Genomic DNA, 19,076 nt, shown 5'->3' with positions numbered 1-19,076 from the left:
GCCGCGCCGTGTGGTGGACAATGAAAAGCATGTTTACTGGTAGCGCCGGATGGCGATGGTGCGGAAAGGCTGCTGGGCGTGTGGCGCGGCGGGGGCAGCGGGGGCGACCGGCTGTTCCAGCCTGGCCAGCAGCGCCTGCGCGCGCAGTTCGGCGGCATCGATGCTGGCCAGCTTCACATGGCCGTAGCCGCGGATGGCCTGCGGCAGTTCGGCCAGCGCCACGATGGAATCGAGGTTCCCGGCGCTCAGGCGCGGCAGCAGGGCGTCGAGGCGCGCCGTGTAGCCGGTGATCAGCTGGCGCTCGCGGCGCCGTTCGGCGCTGTAGCCAAACACGTCGAACCGCGTGCCGCGCAGTCCTTTTGCCCTGGCCAGCAGGGCGAGCAGCCTGCCCATCCACGGGCCGAAGGCGCGCTTGCGCTTGCCCAGCAGCGGCGGCGCCATGTGGAAGGTGAGCGTCACGTCGCCCTCGAACTGCTGCCGCAGCTCGCGCTGGAACTGGCCGTCCGAGAACAGCCGCGCCACCTCGTATTCATCCTTGTAGGCCAGCAGCTTGCTGTAGCCGCGCGCCACGGCCAGGGTCAGCACGGGCGGCGCATCGGCGCCGAAGACGGCGCTTTCGCGCTCGCGCACGCGCGCGACAAACGCCTGGAAGCGCTCCGCCAGCGCCGCGTTCTGGTAGCGCGCCAGCATGGCGCTGCGCTCTTCCACCAGCGCGCCCAGGCTGGCGTCCTGCGCCACCGGGGCCGCCGCCGCGCCTTGCAGCAAGGGCGCGCCGCAGGCGGCCAGGCGGCCGGCGGCAAAGGCAGCCTTGTTGGCGTCGACGGCCACGCCATTCAATTCGATGGCCCGTTCCAGCGCCGCCAGGCCGACGGGGATCAGGCCGCGCTGCCAGGCAAAGCCCATCAGCAGTATATTGGCCATGATGGTGTCGCCCATCAGCTGGCGCGCCAGCACCTGGCCGTTGCATTCGGCGATGTGTTCCACGCCGACGGCGTGGCGCAGCTTGTCCATCAGGGCGCCGGCATGCTGCGGCGCATCGGGATCGCGCACCATGGCGGCGGTGGGGAACTGGTGCGTGTTGGCGACCACGCGCGTGTGGCCGTGGCGCAGCGTCTGCAGCGCGTCGGCGCTGGCGCCGACCACCATGTCGCAGGCCAGCATGGCATCGCTCTGGCCGACGTCGATGCGCGCCTGGTGCAGATCCTGGCCGGCCAGGGCCAGGCGCACGAAGGACAGCACGGCGCCGCCCTTTTGCGCGAAGCCCATGAAGTCGAGCACCGAGGCCTGCTTGCCCTCCAGGTGCGCGGCCATGGAAACGAGCGCGCCCACCGTCACCACGCCGGTGCCGCCCACTCCCGTCACCAGCAGGTTGAACGGGCCGTGCCAGGCGTGCGGCGCGGGCAGCGGCAGGGCGGCCGCGGCGCGCCGCAGGGCCTGCGGGTCGATGGCGGCGTCGGCCGCCTTGCGCAAGGCGCCGCCGCGCACGGAGACGAAGCTGGGGCAAAAGCCGTCGGCGCAGGAATAGTCCTTGTTGCAGGACGACTGGTCGATGGCGCGCTTGCGGCCATAGCTTGTCTCCAGCGGGACGATGGACAGGCAGTTCGACTGGACACCGCAATCGCCGCAGCCTTCGCACACGGCGCTGTTGATGACCATGCGGCGCGGCGGGTCGGCTATTTCCTTTTTCTTGCGGCGCCGGCGCAGTTCGGCCGCGCAGGTCTGGTCGTAAATCAGCACGGTGACGCCCTTGACCTCGCGCAGGCGGCGCTGTACCTGGTCGAGCTCCTCGCGTCCGTGGAAGGTGGCGGGCGGCGGGAAGCGGCCGCGCAGGCCCGCGTATTTTTCCGGCGCGTCGCTGACCACGGCGATCGCCTTGGCGCCCTCGGCATGCACTTGCCAGGCGATGGCGTCGACGCTCAGGCTGCCGTCGATGGGCTGGCCGCCCGTCATGGCCACGGCGTCGTTGTATAAAATCTTGTAGGTGATGTTGGCGCGTCCGGCGATGGCCTGGCGGATGGCCAGGAAGCCCGAGTGGAAATACGTGCCGTCGCCCAGGTTCTGGAACACGTGCGCGGTGCTGCTGAACATCGAGTGCGCCACCCAGTCGACGCCTTCGCCGCCCATCTGTATCAGGCCGGTGGTGTCGCGCTCCATCCACGAGGCCATGAAATGGCAGCCGATGCCGGCCTGCGCGCGCGAGCCCTGCGGCACCTTGGTCGAGCTGTTGTGCGGGCAGCCGGAACAGAAATACGGCTGGCGCCGCACCCCGTCGGCCGCATTCGCCAGCAGCGCGGCGGGCGCGAAGCCGGGCAGCAGGGCGCGGCGATCGAGCGCGGGCTTGTGCCGCGCCAGCCAGGCCGCCAGCACGCCGGCGATGCGCGAAGGGCGCAGTTCGCCCTGCGCCGGCAGCAGCGGCGCGCCGCCCGCATCGAGCTTGCCCAGCACCAGCGGGCGGGCGCTGTCCGGCAGGTTGTAGAACAGGGTGCGGATCTGCTGCTCCACCAGCGGCCCTTTTTCCTCGATGACGAGGATTTCCCGCAGGCCCGCCTTGAACTGCGCCAGGCGCTCGGCTTCCAGCGGAAAGCTCAGGCCCACCTTGTACAGGCGCACGCCGGCGCGTTCCAGCACATCGAGGCTGAGGCCCAGGCGCCGCAGCACTTCGAGCACGTCGAGGTGCGCCTTGCCGCAGGTGACGATGCCGATATCGGCTTGCGGGCTGGGACACAGCAGGCGGTCGATGCTGTTGGCGCGCGCGAACGCGTGCACGGCGGCCAGCTTGTGCGCGTGGCGCGTCTCGATGGGCAGGCCGGGCAGGTCGGGCCAGCGGTAATGCAGGCCGCTGGCGGGAACGCTGTAGCCGGCCGGCTGGTCGAAGCGCGTGCACAGGCCGTCCAGGTCGACCGTGGCGCCGCTTTCCACGGTTTCGGAAATGGCCTTGAAGCCCACCCACATGCCGGAAAAGCGCGACAGCGCCCAGCCGTACAGGCCGAATTCCAGGTATTCGGCGATGCTGGCCGGATTGACGATGGGCATGCTCCACGCCTGCATGGCGAAATCGCTCTGGTGCGGCATCGATGACGAGACGCAGCCGTGGTCGTCGCCGGCCACCACCAGCACGCCGCCGTGCGGCGAGGAACCGTAGACGTTGCCATGCTTGAGCGCATCGCCGGCCCGGTCCACGCCCGGTCCCTTGCCGTACCACAGGGCGAACACGCCATCGGCCGTGCGCTGGGGATCGGTCTCGACCTGCTGGCTGCCCAGCACGGCGGTGGCGGCCAGCTCTTCGTTAATGGCGGGCAGGAAACGGATCTGCTGCGCTTCCAGCACGCCGCGCGCGCGCCACAGCGCCTGGTCGTAGCCGCCCAGCGGCGAGCCCCGGTAGCCGCTGATGAAGCCGGCCGTGTTCAGGCCCCGCTCGCGGTCCAGCCAGCGCTGCATCAGCGGCAGGCGCACCAGTGCCTGGGTGCCGGTGAGAAAAACGCTGCCGCCGCGTGCCAGTAAGTTGTCTTCCAGCGCATAAGTGCTCAGGCGTACAACGCCCGGGTCGTCCGCGACCATCTTGTCCATCACTTCCACCTGTGTTCTCCCATCGCCTTGTCGGCTTCCTTGTTGGCTTGCATGCCGCATGCACGCATGCATGCGTCTTGAGCACGCGGCCGTGACGGCGCGCCGGATACGGAAGAAGGGGTGTACCGGCGCTGCGATGCCGGCGCAACCAAACTTTTCCGTCTATTGATATTCGTTTATCAAGATAAGGGGCCGCGCGGGACGGCGCAATTCGCAAATCCTGAGTGCAGCACTCACCAACGCTGATGCGAACGCCGATGCCGGGCGCAGGCCCCGGAAATGCAGGCGTTTTGCCCCTGGCATCAGTGTTCCTGATCCCCGCACTCAGGATTTGCGAGTTGTGTGGTCCGGGGCTTGGGGCTTATCGTCGGCGTCGAGATGGAAAGCCGAACGATGTGTTTTTGTAAAGGCAGCACAGCTATGAGTTCATTATTGACGCGCCGCATGGCGCTGCTGGCAGGCGCGGACGGACTTGCGCTGCTGGCCCAGGGATTGCGCGGCATCGAACGCGAAGCGCTGCGCGTGGACGGCCGCGGCCACCTGGCCGCCACGGCGCATCCGCTGGCGCTGGGCGCGGCCCTGACCCATCCCACCATCACTACCGACTATGCCGAGGCGCTGATCGAGCTGATCACGCCGCCCGAGCAGGACACGGCCGCCATGCTGGACGGCTACGACGCCCTGCACCGTTTCGTCTTCAGCGGACTGGGCGACGAAATGCTGTGGAGCCACTCGATGCCGTGCCGCCTGCCCGCCGACCCCGACATCCCGATCGCCTGGTACGGCAGTTCGCACATCGGCATGCTCAAGCATGTCTACCGGCGCGGCCTGGCGCTGCGCTATGGCAAGAGCATGCAGTGCATCGCCGGCATCCACTACAACTACTCGCTGCCGCCCGCATTGTGGGAACGCCTGCGCGCGGACGAGGACGATGGCCGCACGGCGATGCAGTTTCAGTCGGAAAGCTATGTCGCGCTGATCCGCAACTTCCGCCGCTATGGCTGGCTGCTGATGTATCTGTTCGGCGCCGCGCCAGCCCTGGCCGCCCATTTTCCGGGACGCGGCGACTTCCCGCTGGAGCAGCTGTCGGCCGATACGGTGTACCTGCCGTACGCCACCAGCCTGCGCATGAGCGACATGGGTTACCAGAACGATGCCCAGGCCGGCCTGACGCCCGACTACAACACGCTCGACAGCTATATCACCAGCCTGGCGGCGGCGATGAACCACCCGTACCTGCCGTATGTCGAGCTGGGCACGCGGCGCGAGGGGCAGTGGGTGCAGATCAATACCAACCGCCTGCAGATCGAGAACGAGTACTACTCGGCGATCCGGCCCAAGCGCGTGGCGCACAGCGGCGAGCGCCCGCTGCATGCGCTGGCCCAGCGCGGCGTGCAGTACGTGGAGGTGCGCTGCCTCGACGTCGATCCGTTCGAGCCGCTGGGCATCGGCGCGCCAGCCTGTCATTTCCTCGACGCCTTTCTGCTGTTTTGCGCGCTGCAGGACAGCCCGCTCACCGGCAATGCCGAAAGCCGCGAGAACACCGAGAATTTCGCCCGCACCGTCAAGGAAGGGCGCCGCCCGGGACTGCTGCTGGAGCGCCACGGCGAACAGGTCAGCCTGCAGGCGTGGGCCGGCGAACTGCTCGAGCGCATCGCCCCGATGGCCGCGCTGCTGGACCAGGCGCGCGGCGGCGAGGATTGCGCCACGGCGCTGGCGGCGCAGCGCGCCAAGCTGGCCGACGTGGCGCTGACGCCCTCGGCGCGCGTGCTGGCGGCGATCCGCGCCGAGCAAGGCAGTTTTGACGCCTTCGCCCTGCGCCAGAGCGCGGCGCACGCGGCGTATTTTCGCGCCCGGCCCTTGGCGCCGGCGGCGCTGGCGCGCTTCACGGCGCAGGCCGATGCCTCGCTGGCCGAGCAGGAGCGCGTGGAACGCGCCGACAGCGGCGACTTCGGCCAGTTCGTCCAGCGCTACCAGGCCGGCGCCCGCTACTTGCCCGTGCCGGACGAACCGGCCATGGAAGCCGTCGTGGCGCGGCAGCGCGTCGCCTGAAGCCCTTGTCCCAACCTGATCCGAGCCATCACACCATGCGCATACTTCATTCCATGCTGCGCGTCGCCGACCTCGACGCCGCGCTGCATTTCTACCAGGACGCCCTGGGCATGACCCTGCAGCGGCGCCACGATTATCCCGACGCGCGCTTTACGCGCGCCATCGTCGCCTATGGCGAAGCGCCCGCGCATGCCGCCATCGAACTGACGCATAACTGGGACCGGCACGACTACACCCACGGCGACGCCTACGGCTACCTGGCCTTGGCGGTCGACGATGCGGCCAGCGTCTGCGCCAGGGTGCGCGCGCATGGCGGCACCGTCACGCGCGAGGCGGGGCCGATGAAACACGGCAGCAACGTCATCGCCTTCGTGCAGGACCCCGACGGCTACCGCATCGAACTGATCGAAGCGAGCGCGCACTATGACTGATGCATCGACTTAACAACGACTGACACGGCATGGCAGGCGCGCCGCTGGCGGCGCCTGCCGGCATTTTTGAAAAGGAAGCCACCGCATGGTGCAAGTATCAACGACAAGCAAGGCTGCCATGCCGCCGGCGCCGCAGCCGCAAAACCGGCAGGCGCTGGTGCAGGCGGCCGTGGCCGCGGCCTGCGCCCTGGCCGTGGCGGTCCCCGCGCCGGCGCAGGCGCCGGAAAAAAAGGCCGCCGCCAAGAGCGAAATCTGCTATGGCGTGGCCAAGGCGGGCCAGAATGAATGCGCCAATACCACCTGCTTCCATTTGTGTTCGGGCTTGGCGACGGTCGACCGCGATCCCGGCGAATGGATGACCGTCCCCGCCGGCACGTGCACGGCGCTGGGCGGCAAGGTGGAAGCGGCGCCGCTGGCCTGCCCGGGCGCGGCGCCCGCCAGGACCGGCCCGCCGGCCGATGTGGCGGCGGGCGAGGCGCTGTACCACGAGGGCGACGCGGCGCGCGCGCTGCCGGCGTGCGTGGCTTGCCATGGCCCGAAGGGCAATGCGGCCGTCGCCGATTATCCGAAGCTGGCAGGCCAGAACCTGGCCTACCTGGACAGCCAGTTGCGCGCCTTCCGCTCGCATGCGCGCGTCAGTCCCTTGATGAACACGGCTGTCGCCCCCCTGACGGACGGCGATATCGCCAACCTGTCCGCCTATTTGTCCAGGCAAAAGGCTGACGCCATCGATCCCGGCGTGACCAGCCCCGTGGCCGCCGGCAAGTCGTTCCGCGATTGCGACGGCGCCTGCCCGGAGATGGTGCCGCTGCCGGCAGGGCGCTTTCTCATGGGATCGCCCCCGGGCGAGAGCGGCCGCTTCGGCAATGAAGGCCAGCACCCGGTCGAGATCCTGCAGCCGTTTGCCATCGGCCGCTTCAGCCTGACGTTCGAGCAGTTCGACGCCTGCGTCCAGGATGGCGGCTGCGATGGCTACCGGCCGTCGGACGAAGGCTGGGGACGCGGCACGCGCCCGGCCGTCAACGTCAGCTGGAACGACGCGCAAAGCTATCTGCGCTGGCTGTCGAAAAAGAGCGGGGCGCGCTACCGCCTGCCCACCGAGGCCGAGTGGGAATACGCGGCGCGCGCCGGCACCGTCACGGCGCGCTGGTGGGGCGAGGACATCACGCGCGGCGACGCCAAGTACGGTCCCGACGACTGCCCGCAGCAGAAGCATTGCGGCGGCGTGGTCTCCGGTTCGGGCAACTGGCCCACCACGGCGCCCGTGGGCAGCTACGCGCCCAATCCGGTAGGGCTGTACGACGTGCTGGGCAACGTGTGGCAGTGGACGGCCGATTGCTGGCACAGCGACTATGAGGGCGCGCCGAAAGATGGCCGCGTGTGGGAGGAAGCGGGCTGCAAGAAACGCGTGGCGCGCGGCGCCTCCTGGACCGATACGCCGAACTTCGTGCGCGCGGCCACCCGCCTGGGCCTGGGCGCGGAAGGACGGCGCGGCTGGATCGGCTTGCGCGTGGTGCGCGAGATGGATGCGGCGCCCGGCACGGCGGCCAAGGACGGGGCGGCGCCAGCGCGCGCGCGCGGCTTGCCCTGATGCGCGAGGTGGCGAAGGCCGCGCCCCCGGTGGGCATCGGCCTGCGCGGCGCGCATTACCGCGACATGCTGGCGCGGCGCCAGCCCGTGGACTGGCTCGAAGTCCACAGCGAGAACTATCTGGCCGAAGGCGGCTGGGACCAGCACGTGCTCGTGACGCTGCGCGCCGATTATCCCATCTCGCTGCATGGCGTCGGCATGGGTCTCGGCTCCGTGCACGGCTTTTCGCGCGCGCACGTCGAGCGCATCGCCCGCCTGGCCGCGCGCATCGAGCCGATGCTGGTGTCGGAACACCTGTGCTGGGGCGCCACAGGAGAGGCGGTGCTCAACGACTTGCTGCCGCTGCCGCTGAACGGCGCCAGCCTGGAACTGGTGTGCCAGCGCGTGGACCTGGTGCAGGAGGTACTCGGCCGTCGCATCCTGCTGGAGAACGTCTCGACCTATCTGCGCTTTCCCGGCGACAGCTGGGGCGAGACGGAATTCCTCGCCTGCGTGGCGCGCCGCACCGGTTGCGGCGTGCTGCTCGATATCAATAACCTGTATGTCAATCAATGCAATCACGGCGAGGACGCGCTGGCCGCGATGGCGGCGCTGGCGCCGGGCCTGGTCGGCGAACTGCACCTGGCCGGCCACTGCGAAGATGGCGGCCTGCTGGTCGACCACCACGGCGCGCCCGTTGCCGCCCCCGTGTGGGAACTGTACCGCGCCGCCTTGCGCCGCTACGGCCCGCTGCCCACCCTGGTCGAATGGGATACCAATCTGCCGCCCCTGGCCACCCTGCTCGACGAAGTGGCCCGCGCGCGGACGCTTGCCGGCGAGGCGCTCGCGCCGGCGGCCCTGGCGGCATGCGATGACGCTTGAGGAACTGGCGCGCCTGCAGGCCGCCTTCGGCGCGCAGATCGGCGCGCATGTGCCGGATGCGTGCGCGCTGGCGCCGTGGCTGGGCGGCGATGCGCGCGGCGCCAGCGCCCTGGCGCGCTATGGCCAGGCGCTGCGCCAGCATCACGCGCGCTCGCTGGAACTCGTGTATCCGGTGCTGCGCGCGCTGGGCGGCGCTTCCTGGTTCCTGGCCATGGCGCACGCCTACGGCGATGCGCATCCGTCGCGCAGCGCGGACCTGGCCCGTTTCGGCGCCAGCCTGCCGGTGTTTCTTGCCGCCTGGCCGCCGGCCGCCGCGCATGGCTATTTTGCCGACGTGGCGCGCCTCGAGTGGCTGCTGCACGAGGCGCATGGCGCGCCCGACGCGGCGCCCCTGACGCTGCCCGACGTGCAGGCGGCCGGTGCCGGCCAGGTCGATGCCTGGCGGCTGGCGCTGCATCCGGCGGCCGTGCTGTACCGCTCGCCCTGGCGCGCGGCGGCGATCTGGCTGGCGCACGACGCCGCGGCGCGGCATGCCATGCCGGCCGGCCCCGTGGGCGAGACGCTGGCGCTGGTGTACCGCGATGGCTGGACGGCGCGGGTGCGCGAGATCGATGCGGCGGAAGCGGCGGCGCTGGGCGTGCTGGCCGGCGGGGCCGCCCTGGGCGCTGCGCTGGCGGCGGCGCAGCAGGCGCACCTGCTGGACGCCAATGGCACGCCGTTCGCGCCGGCCCCCTTGCTGCTGCGCTGGCTGGCCGATGGCGTGCTGGTGCGGGCGAGCGATGGCGCGCGTGCGCTGAGGTAAAGGCGTGCCTACAATGGCCAGCCGCAGGTGCCCCAGCCGGTGGCGTCGAGCGGATAGGCATCGGCCGGCGCGGCCGCGGCCTTGCCTTCGCTGCCTTCGCTGCCGTCCTGCTCCTGCCCAGGCTCCTGGAGCGGCGCCGCGTCTGCCGGCACGAGGAAGCGCGCGGCCCAGGACAGCAGGCGGCTCACCGGGCGCTCCCCGGCAGTGGTGCCGGTGCGTGGTGACCGGCGCGGGCGGCATGGGCGGATGAAGGAGCAAGAATGGCTGGCATGTCGTTGTCGATCAAAGTGGCGATGCAGCCATCGTAGCGCCGCGCCGGGCGCGCCGGAAGGCGTGTGGCGCGCAATGTATCCATGCGTCCGGCGCCATGGCGCCGGCAAATCATGCTAAGGTAAGAAACTATGTCGATACCCGATCTGAACCTCTTAATCACCCTTGATGTCCTGCTCGCCGAAGGCAGCGTCACGCGCGCCGCGCGGCGCTTGCGCCTGAGTCCATCGGCCATGAGCCGCGCCCTGGCGCGCCTGCGCGAGACGACCGGCGATCCGCTGCTGGTGCGCGCCGGGCGCGAACTGGTGCCCACGCCGCGCGCGCTGGAGCTGCGCGAACGGGTGGGCCAGCTGGTGGGCGAGGCGCTGGCCGTGCTGGGACCGGCGCAGCGGCTCGATCCGCGCCAGCTGGAGCAGACGTTCACGCTGCGTTCGAGCGACGGTTTCGTGGAAAATTTCGGCCCGGCACTGCTCGCGCATATCGGCGCGCAGGCGCCCGGCGTGCGCCTGCGCTTCGTGCAAAAGGTCGACCGCGAAAGCGTGCAGCTGCGCGAGGGCAGCATCGATCTGGAGACGGGCGTGATCGGCAGTTTCACGAGTCCGGAAGTGCGCACGCGCCGCTTGTTCGGCGACCGCTTCGTGGGCGTGGTGCGCAGCGGCCATGCGCTGGCGCAGGGCGAGATCAGCGCCGAGCGCTATGCGGCCGGCCAGCATGTGCTGGTGGCGCGGCGCGACCAGGATACGGGGCCGATGGATGACGCGCTGGCCGCGCTGGGACTGCAGCGCACGATCGCCAGCATCGTCGGCGGCTTCACGGCGGCGCTGGCGCTGGCCGCCGGCTCGGACCTGATCGCCACGGTGCCGGAGCGGCATACGGGCAATCTGCGCGCCGGCATGTTCAGCTTTGCGCTGCCGCTGCGCATGCCGGATCTGACCGTCTCGCTGATGTGGCATCCGCGCATGGACGCCGATCCCGCCCACCGCTGGCTGCGCGGCTGCGTGGTCGACGCCTGCGCCGGTCAGGCGGCATAGCCTGACGGCGCCGGCAGCGTTGCTCTAGCGCGGCACGGGCCCGTCGAAGCCGCCGGCCATGGCCGTGTAGCTGCGTGCCGTGGCGATGGCCACGTCGCGGTGCGCCGTCACCAGCTGCTCCTGCGTGGCCAGGGCAATGCGTTCCGCTTCGAGCACGCCGAGCAGGCTTTCCGCGCCTTCCTGGTAGCGCACGCGCGCCAGGCGCGCGCTTTCCTGCGCCAGCTGGTGCGCCTGGCGCAGTTCCGCATGGCGGCCGCGCAGCTGCACCCATTGCGCGATGGCGCTGTCGGTTTCTTCCAGCGCCAGTGCCAGCGCCTTGTCGAAGCCGGCCTGCGCGGCCAGCACCTCGGCTCCGGCCGCGCGCGCGCGGGCGCGGCGCGTGCCGCCATCGAACAGCGGCAGGGAAAAGGCGGCGCCCGCATGCCAGCGCGCCGCATCGCCGCCATTCCAGTCGCCGGCTACGCCGGAGGCGCCGAACAGCGCGCCCAGGCTGATGCGCGGGAAGCGCTCGGCGATGGTGGTGCCTTCGCGCGCGCTGGCGGCCGCCAGCGCGCGTTCTGCCGCGCGCACGTCGGGCCGGCGCAGCAGCAGGTGGGCCGGTTCGTCCGTCAGCAAGGATTGCGGCAGCGCCAGCGGCATCGGCTGGTCGAGCGCCGCCAGTTCCGGCGCGTCGAGGCGCTGCCCGGTGAGGGTCGCCAGCCGGTTGCGCGCCACGCGTTCTTCCGCGTTCAGGCTGGGCAGGCGGGCGCTGGCCAGGCGCATCTGCGCCTCGGCGCGCATGCGTTCGGCCGGCGCGGCGCGGCCCGCGTTCTCGCGCTCGCGCACCAGTTGCAGGGTGCCGGACTGGTTCGACAGCTGCTCCTGCAGGCTGGCGCGCATCTGCTGCGCGCCGCGCAGGACCAGGTAGGCATCCACCACCTGCGCCAGGATCAGGCGCCGCACGTCGTCGCGCACGGCGGCGCGTTCGTCCGCCGAGGCCTCGGCCGCGGCGATGCTGTGGCGCACGCGGCCGAACAGGTCGAGCTCCCAGCTGAAGACGGCGTTCCACTGCACCGGCGAGGCGATGTGCGGCTGGCCGTCGCCGCTCTCGATGGCCGCCAGACGCGCGCGTCCGGCCTGGGCATCGAGATCCACCGTCGGCAGGCGGGCGCCGCGCGCCGCCTGCGCGAACTCGCTGGCGCTGGCCAGGCGCGCGGCGGCGATGCGCACGTCGTAATTGTCTTGCCAGGCGCGCTTGACCAGTTGCTCCAGCCTGGCATCGCCCAGTTCCTGCCACCACAGCGCCGGCGGCGCGCCGGCCTGCAGCTCCGGTGCGCCCGCCGAGGGCAGGACCGGCAGCTGCGCCGGCTCGAGCGCCCGCGTCGCCGTGGGCGTGCCGGCGCTGCAGCCGGCCAGGGCCAGCATGGCCGCCGCCAGCAGCGGCGCGGCGCGGCGCGTGTTCAGGTGTGTCATGCGGCTCATGCGGCTTCTCCCAGCGCGACCGTGTGCGTGGCGGGCGCCGCGCGGCGCCTGCTCAGCAAGGTGAAAAACAAGGGTGTAAACAACAGGCCCGACAAGGTCACGCCCAGCATGCCGGCGAAGACGGCCGTGCCCATCGACTGACGCATTTCCGCGCCGGGGCCGGAAGACAGCATCAGCGGTATCGCGCCCAGCAGGAAGGCCAGCGACGTCATCAGGATCGGCCGCAGACGCGTGCGGGCGGCGGCGATGGCCGCTGCGCGCGCATCGGCGCCGGCCGCCATCGCCTGGCGCGCGAATTCGACGATCAGGATGGCGTTCTTGGCGGCCAGGCCGATCAGCACCACGATGCTGATCTGCGTCAGCACGTTGTTGTCCAGGCCGCGCCACGACACGCCGATCAGCGTGGCCAGCACGCAGCTGGGCACGATCAGCACGACGGACAGCGGCAGCAGCCAGCTTTCAAACAGGGCCGCCAGCAGCAGATACACCAGCAGCACGGCCAGGCCCAGTACCATGCCGGTGCTGGCGCCCGCGTGTTTTTCCTGCAGCGCCAGTTCCGTCCACTCGTAGTCGAAGCCGGCCGGCAGGCGCGCCTTGAGCAGCTCTTCCATCGCGGCGATGGTTTGCCCCGTCGAGTAGCCGGGCTTGGTGCTGCCCTGGATTTCGGCGGCCGGATACAGGTTGTAGCGCGGCACGCGGAACGGCGCCGTGCCTTCGCTGAAGGTGGCCACGCTGCCCAGCGGGACCATGTCGCCGTTGGCGGCGCGCGTCTTCAGGGCTGCCAGGTCGGCCACGCTGCGCCGGTAGGGCGCGTCCGCCTGGGCGGTGACGCGCCAGACCCGGCCCATCAGGTTCATGTCGTTGACGAACACGGGCGCCATGTAGCTTTGCAGGGTCTCGTTGACGCGCAGCAGCGGCACGCCCAGGTATTCCGCCTTGGTGCGGTCCAGCTCGACCTTGACCTGCGGGCTCATGGCGTTGAACGGCGTGAAGGCGCCCATCACCGAGGGCAGCTTGCCCGCTTCCTCGGCGATGCCGCGCGCGGCCGCCTGCAAGGCTTGCGGTCCCAGGCCGCCCGTGTCGCGCAGCATCAGCTTGAAGCCGCCGCCGGTGCCGATGCCGGGCACGGAAGGCGGCGGTATCACCATCACGCGCGCCGCGCTGATGGGCGCCAGCTTGCCGCGCAGGGCGCCCAGCATGGCCGGGCCGTCCAGGCCATCGCTGGCGCGCGCGCCGAAGTCCTTGAACATGGTGAAGATGACGGCCGTGTTGGGCGCCGAAGTAAACGTGGCGCCGTCGGTGCCGACGAAGGCGGCCGTGTGGGCCACGCCCGGGTGGCTCATCAGGCGGGCCGTGGCGTCCTGCACCACTTCGCTGGTGCGCGCCAGGGTCGAACCGGCCGGCAGCTGGATCGAGACGATGGCATAGCCGCGGTCCAGCTGCGGCACGAAGCCGCGCGGCGTGACGTCCAGGCGCCACAGGGTCAGGCCCGCCAGCACGAGGTACACGGGCAGCATCAGCCAGCGCCGCGAGAGGATGCGCCCGGTCAGTTGCACATAGCCTCCGGTCAGGCGGGAAAAGCCGCGGTTGAAGATGGCCATCCAGCGCGCGCCCAGGCTGTTGGCGTCGTGCTGCGGCTTGAGCAGCAGCGCGGCCAGGGCCGGCGACAGCGTCAGCGAGACCAGCGCCGAGATCACGGTGGAGGCGGCGATGGTGACGGCGAACTGGCGGTAGAACATGCCGGAGATGCCGTCGATGAAGGCCGTCGGCACGAACACGGCCACCAGCACCAGCGCGATGGCGACGAGGGCGAAGCCCACCTCGTTCATGCTGCGCTGCGCCGCGGCGACGGGGCTCATGCCTTCCTCCATGTGGCGCTCGACGTTTTCCACCACCACGATGGCGTCATCGACGACGATGCCGATGGCCAGCACCAGGCCGAACAGGGACAGGGTATTGAGCGTATAGCCCATCGCGGCCAGCACCGTGAAGGTGCCGACCAGGGACACGGGAATGGCCAGGATGGGAATGATGGCGGCGCGCCACGAGCCGAGGAACAGCAGCATGGCCAGGCACACCAGCAGCGCCGCCTCGAAGATGGTGTCGCGCACCTTGTCGATCGAGGAGCGGATGAATTCGGTCGGGTTGTAATAGGCGTGGTAGGCGACGTCCTGCGGGAAATCGGCTTCCATTTTGGCCAGCTGCGCCAGCACGCGGTCGCCGGTGGCCAGCGCGTTCGAGCCGGGCAGCAGGCTGATGCCCAGCGCGATGGCCGTGCGGTTGTCGACGAAGCCGCTTTCCGTGTAATCCTGCGCGCCCATCTCGACACGCGCCACGTCGCGCAGGCGCACCACGCCGCCGTCGGCATGGGCGGCCACGACGATCGCCTCGAATTCGGCCACGTCGCGCAAGCGGCTTTGCGCCTGCACCTGCACCTGGTAGGCGCCGTCGCTGCCGCCGGGCGGCTGGTTCAATACCCCGGCGGCGACCTGCGAGTTGGCTTGCCGCACGGCGGCGATCACTTCCGGCGCGCTCAGGCCCAGCGAGGCCACGCGCGCCGGGTCGAGCCAGATGCGCATCGAGAAGTCGCGCGCGCCGCGCGTGTAGATGTCGCCGACGCCTTCGATGCGGGCCAGCTTGTCCTTGACGGCGGTGCCGATGAAGTTGGAGATGTACTGCTGGTCGCGCGTGCCTTTCGGCGAATCGAACAGCACCACCATCAGCAGGTCGGGCGAGGCCTTCTTGACGGCCAGTCCCAGCCGGCGCACGGCTTCGGGCAGGCGCGCTTCGGCCACCGCTACGCGGTTCTGCACCAGCGACTGGGCCTGCTCGACGTTGGTGCCCGGCTTGAACACCACGCTGATGGTCAGCTTGCCGTCGCCCACCGATTGCGAGGACATGTAGAGCATGCCGTCGACGCCGTTGATTTCCTGTTCGATCGGCGCGGCGACCGTATCGGCGATTTCCTGCGCCGAGGCGCCAGGGTAGCTGGCCTTCACCGTCACCGTGGGCGGCACGATCTCGGGAAACTCGGAGATCGGCAGGCGCATGGCCGACACCGCGCCCACGAGGGTGATCAGGATCGACAGCACGATGGCAAACACGGGACGGCGGATGAAAAATTGGGAAAAGCGCATGGTCACTCCTTAGGTGCCGCTGGCGCGGGGAGCCGCCACCAGGACCTGGTCGCCCGGGCGCACCTTGGCCGCGCCGGAGACGATGACCCGGTCCTGCGGCGCGAGGCCGGACAGCACGATCTGCTTGTCACCCTGCAGGCCGCCCAGTTCCAGCTTGCGCGGCGCCACCTTGCCCGCCGCGTCCACGACGAACACCATCTTTTTGTTCTGGTCGCTGAGGATGGCGGCGTCGGGTACCAGCAGGCGCTCTTGCGCCGCGCCGACGGGAATGCGCACGCGGGCAAAGCTGCCCGGCATGACGGCGCGGTCGGCGTTGGCCAGGCTGGCGCGCAGGCGCACCGTGCCCGAGCGGGCGCTGATCTCGTTGTCGACAAAGTCGACGCTGGCATCCTGGGCGGGGCCGCCGCCATCGAGCGCCAGCTGCACCTTGGACGGCAGCTTGTTTTGCTGGCGCAGGCGCTGGAAATCCGCTTCCGACAGGTCGACCATGGCGCGCACGGGGCTGTGCGCGACGATGGTGGTCAGCACGCCGCTCTGCGCCGCGCCGCCTGCGACATAGTTGCCGACGTCGACGCGGCGGTCCGACACGGTGCCGGCGATGGGTGCGCGCATGGTGGTGAAGGACAGTTCCAGTTCGGCGCTGCGCAATTCTGCCTGGCTCAGCATGACGGCCGCCTGCGCGCCTTCCAGCTCGCCGCGCGCCCGTTCCAGCTCCTCGGTGCTGGCCGCGCCCGTCTGCTGCAGCCGGCTGCTGCGCTCGAACTGGGCCGTGGCCAGCTTGCTGCGCGCATGGGCCTGGGCCAGGCTGGCCCGGGCGCGGTCGCGCGCCGCCGCGAAGGGGCGCGGGTCGATGACGAACAGCGCATCGCCGGCCTTGACCTGCTGGCCATCGCGAAACGCGATCTGCTGCAAATAGCCCGACACGCGCGAGCGCACTTCCACGCGCTGCGACGGCTCGATGCGGCCCGTGTAGTCGAGGCTCGCTTGCACCATCGACGTTTCCGGCAGCGCCACGGAAACAGTGGGCTTGGGCGGCGGACCGCCAGGCGCGGCCTGGGAACGGCCGCAGCCGGATAACGTGGCGCTGCAGGCCAGGGCCAGCAGCAGTAACAGCGGGACGGGCAGGGAGGGGGTCGGACGGGGGCGCATCATGCGGGGTCTCCAGAAGGCGTAGGGGGCTTGGCCAGGGCGCGGCCGAGCGCGAAAATGGCCAGCGCGGCGAGTATCAGCGCGCTGGCGACGGCAAAGGTGGCGTGCATGCCACGGATCATGGCGGCTGGCTGGGCGCCGGCGATATCGCTGGCGCTGGCAAAAAAAGCGAAGACGGCGCCCATCACGGAGGCGCCCGTGACGAGGCCCAGATTGCGCGACAGATTGAGCATGCCGGAGATGAGGCCGCGCTGCTCGGGCACGATGTCGCCCATCACGGCGGTATTGTTGGCCGCCTGGAACAGCGCGTAGCTGGCCGTGAGCAGCATGATCGGGGCGACGTAGCCGGGGATGCCCAGGCTGGCCGGCAGCAGGGACAGCGCCAGGCAGGCGGCGGCCGCGCCGCACAGGCCCGCGCCGCCCATGCGCTGCGCGCCGTAGCGGTCCACCAGCCAGCCCGACGGCACGCCGCAGAACGCCGCCACCAGCGGTCCGGCCGCCAGCACCATGCCGGTGACGGCGGTGCCCAGGCCCAGGCCGCGCGCCAGGTAGAAGGGACCGACCACCAGGGTGGACATCATGACCGTCGACACGAGCATGCTGGTCGCCAGGCCGGCGCTGAGCACGGGCGCGCGCAGCATGGCCAGGCGTATCAGCGGCGCCGGCGCCTTCAGCTCCACGTAGACGAACAGGGCGCCGCCCACGCAGGCGGCCAGCAGCAGGGCCACGTTGCGCATGCCGAAATGGCCGCGGCCCAGGGTCATGGCCAGCGCGTACGCGGCCAGGGTCAGCGCCAGCAGCAGCGTGCCGCGGTGGTCGAAGACGGGCCGCTTGGCGTGCGCGCCGTGCTGGTCGGCCGGCAGGAAGCGCCAGACCATCAGCAGCGCCACGCCGGCCAGCGGCACGTTGACGAGGAAGATGGATTGCCAGCCGAAGCGCGCGATCAGCAGGCCGCCCAGCGCAGGGCCGAGCGTGGTGCCGACTGCCGACATGGTGCCGAGCAGGCCCATGGCGCTGCCCGTCTGCGCCTTGGGCACGGTGCTGCCGACGAAGGCCATGGTCAGCGCCATCATGACGGAGGCGCCCAGGCCTTGCAGGGCGCGCGCGGCGACCAGCAGCCACAGGGTGGGCGCCAGGGCGCACAGGATGGAGGCGGCGGCGAACAGGGCGATGCCTGCCAGCAGCAGGCGGCGCCGGCCGATCATGTCGCCGAGGCGGCCCACGCTGACGATCAGCGCGGTGATGGCCAGCAGGTAGGCCAGCACGATCCATTGCACGTCCTGGAACGGCGCATGCAGGGCCTTGGCCATGTCGGGCAGGCCCACGTTGGCGATGCTGGTGCCCAGCGCGGGCAGCAGCATCGACAGGGACAGGCTGGCAAGCGCGCCGCGCACGGGCATCGTGGCGGCGCCGGCCTGGGCGGCCTGCTGGCTGGGTGTGGGGGGTACGGGTTTTGACGGCGAATTCATAAGGTGGCTGATCCATCCAATAAGAGTCATTACATGGTACTGAGGGATTTGGTATGGCGGAAGACGCATCATTTGCACTATGTTGTTGCGTTTGACGCCATGTCTTGTGCGTGGGCGCCGCTACAGCATCTGGTCCATCTCGAAGGCGGGCGGGGTGTCGGCCAGGTGGTAGCGGACGATGCGCCCGGGAATGCCGGCCACGGTGCAATGCGCGGGCACGTCGCGCAGGACCACGCTGCCGGCGGCTACCTTGCTCATGGTGCCGATCTCGATGTTGCCGAGGATTTTGGCCCCCGCGCCCAGCATCACGCCCGAGCGTATCTTCGGATGACGGTCGCCATGTTCCTTGCCGGTGCCGCCGAGGGTGACGTTCTGCAGGATGGAGACGTTGTCGTCGACCATGGCCGTTTCGCCGATGACGATGCCGCTGCCGTGATCGAGCATGATGCCCGCGCCGATGCGCGCGGCCGGATGGATGTCGATGCCGAAGACGCCGGCCGCATGGCTGGACAGGGAATACGCGGCCTCGCTGCGGCCCGCCGTCCACAGATGGTGGGCCATGCGGTAGGTCTGCAGGGCGTGAAAACCCTTCAGGTTCAGCAGCGCGTGCAGGCTGTCGGGGCAGGCGGGATCGCGCTGCGCGATGGCCGCAAGGTCGGCCGTGATGCTGGCCAGGATGGGCGGCTGCGTGCTTAAAATATCCTCGAACAGGGGCCGCAGCACGGCCGGGCGCATGTCGCGCGCGCCCAGGCGCTGGGCCAGGACGGCGGCGAGCAGTCCGGCGGGGCTGTCGTGCGGCAGTATCAGCTCGTCGAGCATGGGGCGCAGCAGCGGCTCGCGCGCGGCGAGCCGCTGCGCCATGCCGCGCACCTGCGTCCAGACGCTGGCGATGCCGTCGGACTGGCTGGCTGCGGCGGCATCGATGCGGCGCAAGGGCGGCGCGGGCGGCAGGGGGCTGGCGTAGGTCAAGTAGGTCATCGTGGTGCCTGTCCAGGCAAAGGAGGGGGAAGTGGAGCGCATGCAACAAGGCCGGCGCCGGCTGGCAAGGACCCGGGGTCCCGGAAGGCCGGGCCAGGCCGATTGCGGGTACACGATAAGCCGCCACGGGGAGCGAAGCAAATCGTAAATACTGAGCGCGCGGCTCACGATTCCTGATGCTTGGGCGCGCAAGAGGCGAGCGCCGGCGGCTTGGCTGCGGCGTCCGGGCCGGATGCTGCATGGGAGCGTGCACGCATGGCGCGCAGCGTGAAGGGCGC

General features: G+C 70.5%; 13 protein-coding genes. 6 read left to right on the top strand and 7 right to left on the bottom strand.

Annotated elements, in window-relative coordinates:
* Nucleotides 1-33: 33 nt before the first annotated feature.
* The gene (locus AC0V2Y_RS25040; RefSeq protein WP_475416187.1) at nt 34-3,558 is read right to left on the bottom strand and encodes an indolepyruvate ferredoxin oxidoreductase family protein; all 3,525 of its coding nucleotides are present in this window, start codon (nt 3,556-3,558) and stop codon (nt 34-36) included.
* A gap of 429 nt (nt 3,559-3,987) precedes the next feature.
* Here AC0V2Y_RS25040 and gshA point away from each other — a divergent pair, with 429 nt between their 5' ends.
* From gshA to AC0V2Y_RS25015, 5 genes are all read left to right on the top strand, one after another.
* Nucleotides 3,988-5,619: a glutamate--cysteine ligase gene (gshA, locus tag AC0V2Y_RS25035; RefSeq protein ID WP_475416175.1), complete on the top strand. Its 1,632-nt coding sequence runs from the start codon at nt 3,988-3,990 to the stop codon at nt 5,617-5,619.
* Between the two features lie 35 nt (nt 5,620-5,654).
* Nucleotides 5,655-6,050 (top strand): lactoylglutathione lyase, encoded by a 396-nt coding sequence (gene gloA / locus AC0V2Y_RS25030; RefSeq protein WP_475416176.1) that lies wholly within the window; start codon nt 5,655-5,657, stop codon nt 6,048-6,050.
* An 85-nt stretch (nt 6,051-6,135) separates the two neighbouring features.
* The gene (bufA1, locus tag AC0V2Y_RS25025) at nt 6,136-7,641 is read left to right on the top strand and encodes a BufA1 family periplasmic bufferin-type metallophore (RefSeq protein ID WP_475416177.1); all 1,506 of its coding nucleotides are present in this window, start codon (nt 6,136-6,138) and stop codon (nt 7,639-7,641) included.
* Nucleotides 7,641-8,501 (top strand): MNIO family bufferin maturase, encoded by an 861-nt coding sequence (gene bufB / locus AC0V2Y_RS25020; RefSeq protein WP_475416178.1) that lies wholly within the window; start codon nt 7,641-7,643, stop codon nt 8,499-8,501. Before bufA1 ends, bufB begins: the two co-directional genes overlap by 1 nt.
* A complete protein-coding gene (locus tag AC0V2Y_RS25015; RefSeq protein WP_475416179.1) occupies nt 8,491-9,303 on the top strand; it encodes an HvfC/BufC family peptide modification chaperone in 813 nt (270 codons plus the stop codon). The genes bufB and AC0V2Y_RS25015 overlap by 11 nt, the downstream gene beginning before the upstream one ends.
* Nucleotides 9,304-9,311: 8 nt before the next feature.
* Here AC0V2Y_RS25015 and AC0V2Y_RS25010 read toward each other — a convergent pair whose 3' ends face one another.
* Nucleotides 9,312-9,491, bottom strand: coding sequence for a hypothetical protein (locus tag AC0V2Y_RS25010; protein ID WP_475416180.1), 180 nt, complete (start codon nt 9,489-9,491; stop codon nt 9,312-9,314).
* A 213-nt stretch (nt 9,492-9,704) separates the two neighbouring features.
* On the opposite strand from AC0V2Y_RS25010, the gene AC0V2Y_RS25005 reads away from it, so the two are divergent.
* Entirely contained in the window at nt 9,705-10,604 is a 900-nt protein-coding gene (locus tag AC0V2Y_RS25005) for a LysR family transcriptional regulator (RefSeq protein WP_475416181.1), read from the top strand.
* 24 nt (nt 10,605-10,628) lie between these two features.
* Here the strand turns inward: AC0V2Y_RS25005 and AC0V2Y_RS25000 are convergent, their stop codons facing one another.
* From AC0V2Y_RS25000 to cysE, 5 genes are all read right to left on the bottom strand, one after another.
* Nucleotides 10,629-12,065 carry an efflux transporter outer membrane subunit gene (locus AC0V2Y_RS25000; protein WP_475416182.1) on the bottom strand — a complete coding sequence of 479 codons (1,437 nt, stop codon included), beginning with the start codon at nt 12,063-12,065 and terminating at the stop codon, nt 10,629-10,631.
* On the bottom strand, nt 12,062-15,202 hold the full coding sequence (locus AC0V2Y_RS24995) for an efflux RND transporter permease subunit (RefSeq protein ID WP_475416183.1): 3,141 nt from the start codon (nt 15,200-15,202) through the stop codon (nt 12,062-12,064). The genes AC0V2Y_RS25000 and AC0V2Y_RS24995 overlap by 4 nt, the downstream gene beginning before the upstream one ends.
* Before the next feature lie 9 nt (nt 15,203-15,211).
* Entirely contained in the window at nt 15,212-16,354 is a 1,143-nt protein-coding gene (locus AC0V2Y_RS24990; protein ID WP_475416184.1) for an efflux RND transporter periplasmic adaptor subunit, read from the bottom strand.
* Nucleotides 16,351-17,820: an MFS transporter gene (locus tag AC0V2Y_RS24985; protein WP_475416185.1), complete on the bottom strand. Its 1,470-nt coding sequence runs from the start codon at nt 17,818-17,820 to the stop codon at nt 16,351-16,353. Before AC0V2Y_RS24985 ends, AC0V2Y_RS24990 begins: the two co-directional genes overlap by 4 nt.
* 120 nt (nt 17,821-17,940) lie before the next feature.
* Nucleotides 17,941-18,798 (bottom strand): serine O-acetyltransferase, encoded by an 858-nt coding sequence (cysE, locus tag AC0V2Y_RS24980; RefSeq protein ID WP_475416186.1) that lies wholly within the window; start codon nt 18,796-18,798, stop codon nt 17,941-17,943.
* Between the last annotated feature and the right edge of the window lie 278 nt (nt 18,799-19,076).

Source organism: Janthinobacterium sp. BHSEK (assembly GCF_056174685.1).
Note: the sequence above shows the minus strand (reverse complement) of the source record. Positions and strands in the feature narration are given on the sequence as shown.

Bases quoted from the DNA above. Each gene is read 5' to 3' on its own strand.
- AC0V2Y_RS25040 (WP_475416187.1), bottom strand. From the start codon at position 3,558: ATGGTCGCGGACGACCCGGGCGTTGTACGCCTGAGCACTTATGCGCTG.
- gshA (WP_475416175.1), top strand. From the start codon at position 3,988: ATGAGTTCATTATTGACGCGCCGCATGGCGCTGCTGGCAGGCGCGGAC.
- gloA (WP_475416176.1), top strand. From the start codon at position 5,655: ATGCGCATACTTCATTCCATGCTGCGCGTCGCCGACCTCGACGCCGCG.
- bufA1 (WP_475416177.1), top strand. From the start codon at position 6,136: ATGGTGCAAGTATCAACGACAAGCAAGGCTGCCATGCCGCCGGCGCCG.
- bufB (WP_475416178.1), top strand. From the start codon at position 7,641: ATGCGCGAGGTGGCGAAGGCCGCGCCCCCGGTGGGCATCGGCCTGCGC.
- AC0V2Y_RS25015 (WP_475416179.1), top strand. From the start codon at position 8,491: ATGACGCTTGAGGAACTGGCGCGCCTGCAGGCCGCCTTCGGCGCGCAG.
- AC0V2Y_RS25005 (WP_475416181.1), top strand. From the start codon at position 9,705: ATGTCGATACCCGATCTGAACCTCTTAATCACCCTTGATGTCCTGCTC.
- AC0V2Y_RS25000 (WP_475416182.1), bottom strand. From the start codon at position 12,065: ATGAGCCGCATGACACACCTGAACACGCGCCGCGCCGCGCCGCTGCTG.
- AC0V2Y_RS24995 (WP_475416183.1), bottom strand. From the start codon at position 15,202: ATGCGCTTTTCCCAATTTTTCATCCGCCGTCCCGTGTTTGCCATCGTG.
- AC0V2Y_RS24990 (WP_475416184.1), bottom strand. From the start codon at position 16,354: ATGATGCGCCCCCGTCCGACCCCCTCCCTGCCCGTCCCGCTGTTACTG.
- AC0V2Y_RS24985 (WP_475416185.1), bottom strand. From the start codon at position 17,820: ATGAATTCGCCGTCAAAACCCGTACCCCCCACACCCAGCCAGCAGGCC.
- cysE (WP_475416186.1), bottom strand. From the start codon at position 18,798: ATGACCTACTTGACCTACGCCAGCCCCCTGCCGCCCGCGCCGCCCTTG.